The 5,344-nt window shown below is 43.1% G+C and carries 5 protein-coding genes; 4 read left to right on the top strand and 1 reads right to left on the bottom strand.

Translation table 11 applies throughout. The features are described 5' to 3' along the window. The first annotated feature begins 126 nt into the window (after window positions 1-126). The 4 genes from RDQ32_RS10680 (at window position 127) to RDQ32_RS10665 (ending at window position 4,752) form a co-directional block, all read left to right on the top strand. The gene (locus RDQ32_RS10680; RefSeq protein ID WP_308580463.1) at window positions 127-867 is read left to right on the top strand and encodes an NAD-dependent protein deacylase; all 741 of its coding nucleotides are present in this window, start codon (window positions 127-129) and stop codon (window positions 865-867) included. 325 nt (window positions 868-1,192) lie between these two features. Next, window positions 1,193-2,278: a PTS transporter subunit IIC gene (locus tag RDQ32_RS10675; RefSeq protein ID WP_304070954.1), complete on the top strand. Its 1,086-nt coding sequence runs from the start codon at window positions 1,193-1,195 to the stop codon at window positions 2,276-2,278. A 271-nt stretch (window positions 2,279-2,549) separates the two neighbouring features. Next, a complete protein-coding gene (locus tag RDQ32_RS10670) occupies window positions 2,550-4,190 on the top strand; it encodes a DUF5722 domain-containing protein (protein ID WP_308580462.1) in 1,641 nt (546 codons plus the stop codon). Window positions 4,191-4,455: 265 nt separating this feature from the next. Beyond that, complete coding sequence (locus tag RDQ32_RS10665; protein ID WP_308580461.1) at window positions 4,456-4,752, top strand: DUF1294 domain-containing protein; 297 nt, start codon at window positions 4,456-4,458, stop codon at window positions 4,750-4,752. Window positions 4,753-4,986: 234 nt separating this feature from the next. Here the strand turns inward: RDQ32_RS10665 and RDQ32_RS10660 are convergent, their stop codons facing one another. Next, the gene (locus RDQ32_RS10660) at window positions 4,987-5,169 is read right to left on the bottom strand and encodes a hypothetical protein (RefSeq protein ID WP_308580459.1); all 183 of its coding nucleotides are present in this window, start codon (window positions 5,167-5,169) and stop codon (window positions 4,987-4,989) included. Window positions 5,170-5,344 lie beyond the last annotated feature (175 nt).

The following is a 5,344-nucleotide window of genomic DNA, read 5'->3' as shown; positions in this document are numbered from 1 at the left end:
ACGGATGGATGACCTAAAAAGAGTTTCTTTTGATGAAGAATATCGGGAAAAGCTTTTGAAAGAGTTCGGGCTTTAAGCTACCGAAGATCTTGATAAAAGATTGGACTATAAGACAAAGGAGCAAACTTGGATACGAAAGAGAAATTAGCTGAATTAAAGGAGTTAATTCAAAAAGCGAACTATATCGTGTTTTTTGGCGGTGCAGGCGTATCTACGGAAAGCGGTCTTCCGGACTTTCGTTCTGTGGATGGGCTCTATCATCAAAAATATGCCTTTCCGCCGGAGGAAATTTTGTCTCATGATTTTTTTATGGCACGACCTAAAGAGTTTTATCAGTTTTATAAGGAAAAGCTCTTGATTCCGGGGATTCTGCCGAATCCTGCTCATTATGCCTTACAAAAATTGGAAGAGCAGGGGAAGCTAAAGGCAATTATTACCCAAAACATTGACGGATTGCATCAGATGGCAGGTTCCAAAACGGTATATGAGCTTCATGGCAGTATTCATCGCTACTATTGTGTGAAGCATCATCATCGAATCCCGGAAGAAGAAATTGACTTTTCGACATCCATTCCTTTGTGTCCTCATTGCCGTAGCATGATACGTCCGGATGTGGTTTTGTATCAGGAAGGCTTGGATGAACGGATTCTTTCAGAGAGCATTGCCCATATTCAGAATGCAGATTTATTGATTATCGGAGGTACCTCCTTGACGGTGTATCCCGCTGCCGGCTTGATTCAATATTTTCCTCATCATGGAAACAATAAATTGGTTCTTATCAATAAAGAGGAGGGGCGACTGGATACAGAGTGCGACTTGGTGCTTTATGGAAAGATTGGAGAAATTCTTTCGGAAGTGGTAAGTTAAAATAGGAGATGTAAAGTGTTTAGAGGCGGTTTTTACCGTCTCTTTTTTTAAAAGCGTTACATGATGTAGTATTTTACGAGAGTGTTTGATAACGTAATAGGATAGAATACTGAATAAAATATCTTTTACAAAAAACTAAATATTTTTATACAAATAAGTGGATGATTTTGCTATAATCATTGGGACATTTTGTATACAGTTTTTATAAAGAAAGCAATGGGGTGATCGGAAAGGACAGGATAGAAATACTCCCCCATACTTTTAGCTGTTACGATAGGCAGAAGTATTAAAACGCATTGCTTTATAAGAGATTAGGAGAATGAGAATGAAGGCTTTTTTACAAAGGAAGAACATTGAGATTTCCCTGAAGCGCTATGGGATTGATGCCTTATCCGCTATGGCTCAGGGCTTGTTTTGTTCCCTCTTAATCGGAACAATTTTAAACACCCTAGGGCAGAGGCTGGGGATTTCCGCATTAACCAGAGTGGTTGCCACCATTGGCGGTGTGGATTATACCGTGGGGGCAATGGCTTCCGCTATGAGCGGTCCGGCTATGGCAACGGCTATTGCCTATGCTTTACAGGCCCCTCCCTTGGTACTTTTTTCATTGATTACTGTGGGCTTTGCCTCCAATGCCCTGGGAGGAGCCGGGGGACCATTGGCGGTACTTTTTGTGGCGATTCTTTCCACAGAAATCGGTAAAGCGGTTTCCAAGGAAACAAAAGTGGATATTTTGGTGACGCCTCTTGTAACCATTGGCTCCGGAATGCTTTTTTCGGCAATCTTGGCTCCGATAATCGGAAAAGCGGCGATTCAGGTGGGAAGCCTGATTATGTGGGCGACAGAGCTACAACCTTTCTTTATGGGAATTTTGGTATCCGCCTTGGTTGGCATTGCACTTACCCTTCCTATTTCCTCTGCGGCGATTTGTGCGGCTCTTGGACTTACGGGACTTGCGGGAGGTGCTGCGGTGGCAGGCTGTTGTGCCCAGATGGTGGGCTTTGCCGTGATTTCCTTCCGGGAAAACGGCGTTTCCGGTCTGGTTTCTCAGGGGCTTGGTACTTCCATGCTGCAAATGGGAAACATTGTAAAAAATCCCCGGATTTGGATTCCGGCTACATTTGCCTCCATGATTACAGGGCCTCTGGCTACCTGTCTCTTTCATTTTGAAAATAACGGTCCTGCGGTTACCTCCGGTATGGGAACCTGCGGTTTGGTTGGCCCTATCGGCGTTTACACCGGCTGGCTTAAGGGTATAGAAGAGGGGAGTAAGACAGCGGTAACTGTAAGTGATTGGCTTTCTCTTTTGCTTTTATGCTTTATTCTTCCGGCAATATTTTCTTTGCTTTGTTCTGCTTTTTGCCGGAAAATGAAGTGGATCAAAGAGGGGGATATGAAGCTTTCCTCCTAAAGCGAAGCTGTAATGTAAGAACTTGTAAGAAATTTTCTATGGCTTTTTTGTAAAGAACTGAGTATAGTTGGACAGGTCAAAGGCTATAATTCTTAAAGAATAAGCCAAAAGATAGTCAAGGATATTTGCAGCGGTGCAAAGCAGGCATATAGGCATCCGGAGTCGGTGTATCAGGGTATGTAACGAAGAGATATACAGTGGAACTGGGTGAACATAGGGGTATGCAATGCAACAAAGCACAAAGCAAGTATGTCAGTTCAAGGAGAGGAAAATGGCTTTACAAGGAAAAACAAAGAATGTAGCCATGTTTATGTTAAGCATGGCATTTACGGCGCTTTTTTCCACGGGAGCTTTCGCTTATAATCTTTCGGCGAAGGTAAAGGACGTGGAGATTACGGACAACAGGCAGGAGATTCAGTTGCAAATGGATGCAACAGGAGACAGTAGCGGTACCGACGGATCGGTTTACATTTTCGAAATCAAGCCTTATCAGACAGACCTTGGCGGTCGTACCGATTTTATTGCCAAGGGAAGCCTTGGGGAAAACCAGAAGTTTAACTTCCCCTTATACGCAGGTCCCGGAGAGCTTCGTCTTTACAGCGCCTTTGTGCCGGCGGTAAAGGTGGGAAGCCGCTATGAAATGATTGCGGATAGAAGATATATCGAGAATCCCGAGGTGGTTGCGGAGAACCAAAGTCCTGCGTTAAATCCCGGAAAGAAGGGACTTCGTGTAGACCCTAATATCTTAGACGATGCTTTGAGTCTGAACATTAAGCATGCGGGGGTGGATATTCCTACCCAGCGTTTCTTCGGACAGGGAATTTCCTATTCCTACGAGGGAAAGACCTTCCAGATCAACAAAGAGTTGATTGATCAGTTGGATGGAGAGGTAAAGCGTCTTAGTGATTCCGGAGTAGCGGTTACCGCCATTTTGCTGAACGCATGGAACAATACCGTACCGGAGTTGAATCCTATCGGCGTGAAGGAGCTTCCAAAGGAGCAGGCGGTTTACTATGGCTTTAACGTAGAGTCCGAGCAGGGCTTTAGAGCGGTAAAGGCTATGGCTTCCTTCTTGGCAAAGCGTTATAACGGCCAGAACGGTCATGGTAAGATTACCAACTGGGTAGTGGGAAATGAGATTAACAACCAGTATTGGAACTATGAGGGAGACTATGATGTTTCCACTTATACCAAGAAATTCCAGCGTGCCTTCCGTGTATTTTATACCGCGATGAAGTCGGTTTCCGCCAATGACAACATTATGTTCTCTTTGGATCACTACTGGAACATGTTCCCTGAAGCTGCTCCTGTGGGAAAATATAAGGGAAAGGACGTAGTCTTGGCCTTCCACCATTTTGACAATCTGGAGGGACATATGGACTTCGGTTTAGCTTTACACCCCTATCCTTATCCCATTTCCTCCCCGGCATTCTGGGATGATGATAAGACCGGAAAGGTTAACGATACCATTGATTCTCCCATTATCAACTTTAAGAATCTTCATGTGATTACCGACTTTATGCAGTTAGACAGCATGAAGAATAAAAAGGGAGAGGTTCGAAAGATTTTCCTTACCGAGGAAGGCTTCACCAGCATTCAAAAGGGACAGGATAAGTCGGATGAGCAGGCTGCAGCAGTAGCTTATTCCTACTATATTGTAGATAACAATCCATATATTTCCGCGTATCTCATGAGTCGTCAGGAGGATTCTGACGATGAGGTAAAGCATGGACTGGCTTTTGGACTTTCCAGTATCGTGAACCATCAGTTGGTACACAAGAAGGCACACAGCGTCTTTAAGTATATTGATGATGCCAGTGCAACAGAGGGAACGGCAGACTTTGCCAGAGCCATTATCGGCATCGATTCTTGGGACCAGCTTATTCCAAACTTCCGTTTTCCGGGAAGATAAAGAATTGAAAATATAAAAGAATTGTAGAAATCAAAATATCTTTCTACGCAATATAAGGTCTGAACCGGGGCCGCTCTCGCTAGCTTCGCCTCGTATCGGATACTAAGCGAAAAACTACGTTTTACTTGTTTTTCGCAAGTACCGACGGGCTCAGACTACCCCGAATTCAGGCCTATATTGCTAAGAAAGCATCTTATAGCTTTTGATTTTTACAGTTCTTTTTTAGTATCTAGCGTAAAGTATGGAGTTTGTAGAGGGGAAAAATATGGAAAAAGATATGCTGCAATCAATTTTGGAGCTTGGGGGGAAGGGCTTATTGCTCTATCTTTTAGGCATCAATATCCTTTGTTTTCTAAGCTTTGCCTATGACAAGTGGCAGGCCATACAAAAAGGATGGAGAGTACCGGAAAAAGTCTTATTGGGACAGGCCTTCTTGGGTGGCGTCTTAGGAGGAATTCTGGGAATGTATCTTTGCAGGCATAAGACAAGAAAGCCAAGATTCCTAATCTTGATGCCGGTGGCGCTGCTACTATGGATTTATCTGATTTTTGGAAGAAAGTAAAAAATCAAAATAATTTTCTATGCAATATAGGTCTGAACCGGGGCACGCTCTCGCTAGCTTCGCCGCGTATCGGATACTAAGCGAAAAACTGCGTTTTACTTGTTTTTCGCAAGTACCGACGGGCTCAGACTACCCCTAATTCAGACCTATATTGCCGAAAATTTCTTCATTAATTAGATTTTCACAGTAGCTTTGCTATTTTTTCGCCTGATGCGTTGACTTCTTGATACGTAGTCATGATAAGCCCTCTTCCAACTCTTTAAATACTTCATCCATGGGCTGTGAATCATCCTTTAATGCTTGAGAATAGCCTGTAGTCATCATGGCATGGAAGGCATCATTCGACATTTCTTCTTGAATGGGGATGGACTTTGCCTCTGTTCTTACATTTTCACTAGCTGTTTTCATGATAGCCATAAAACATACCTCCGTTTATAAGAGAATAGGAAATGTGTTGTATATTACAACAATTAAAGGTACAAAGAAGGAGCTGTAAAAAATCAAAAAAATTTTTTGATTTTTTACAGCTCCTTTTTCTTAATGGACTTTAGCCAGTATCGGAGCTGACATTTGAAAAATGTTAGCTCTGATA

Origin of the sequence: uncultured Oribacterium sp. (assembly GCF_902481605.1) — a bacterium.
In the GTDB taxonomy this organism is placed as follows: domain Bacteria; phylum Bacillota; class Clostridia; order Lachnospirales; family Lachnospiraceae; genus Oribacterium; species Oribacterium sinus.
The sequence above is the reverse complement of the archived record's forward strand: the minus strand, read 5'-3'. Positions and strand labels throughout refer to the sequence as shown.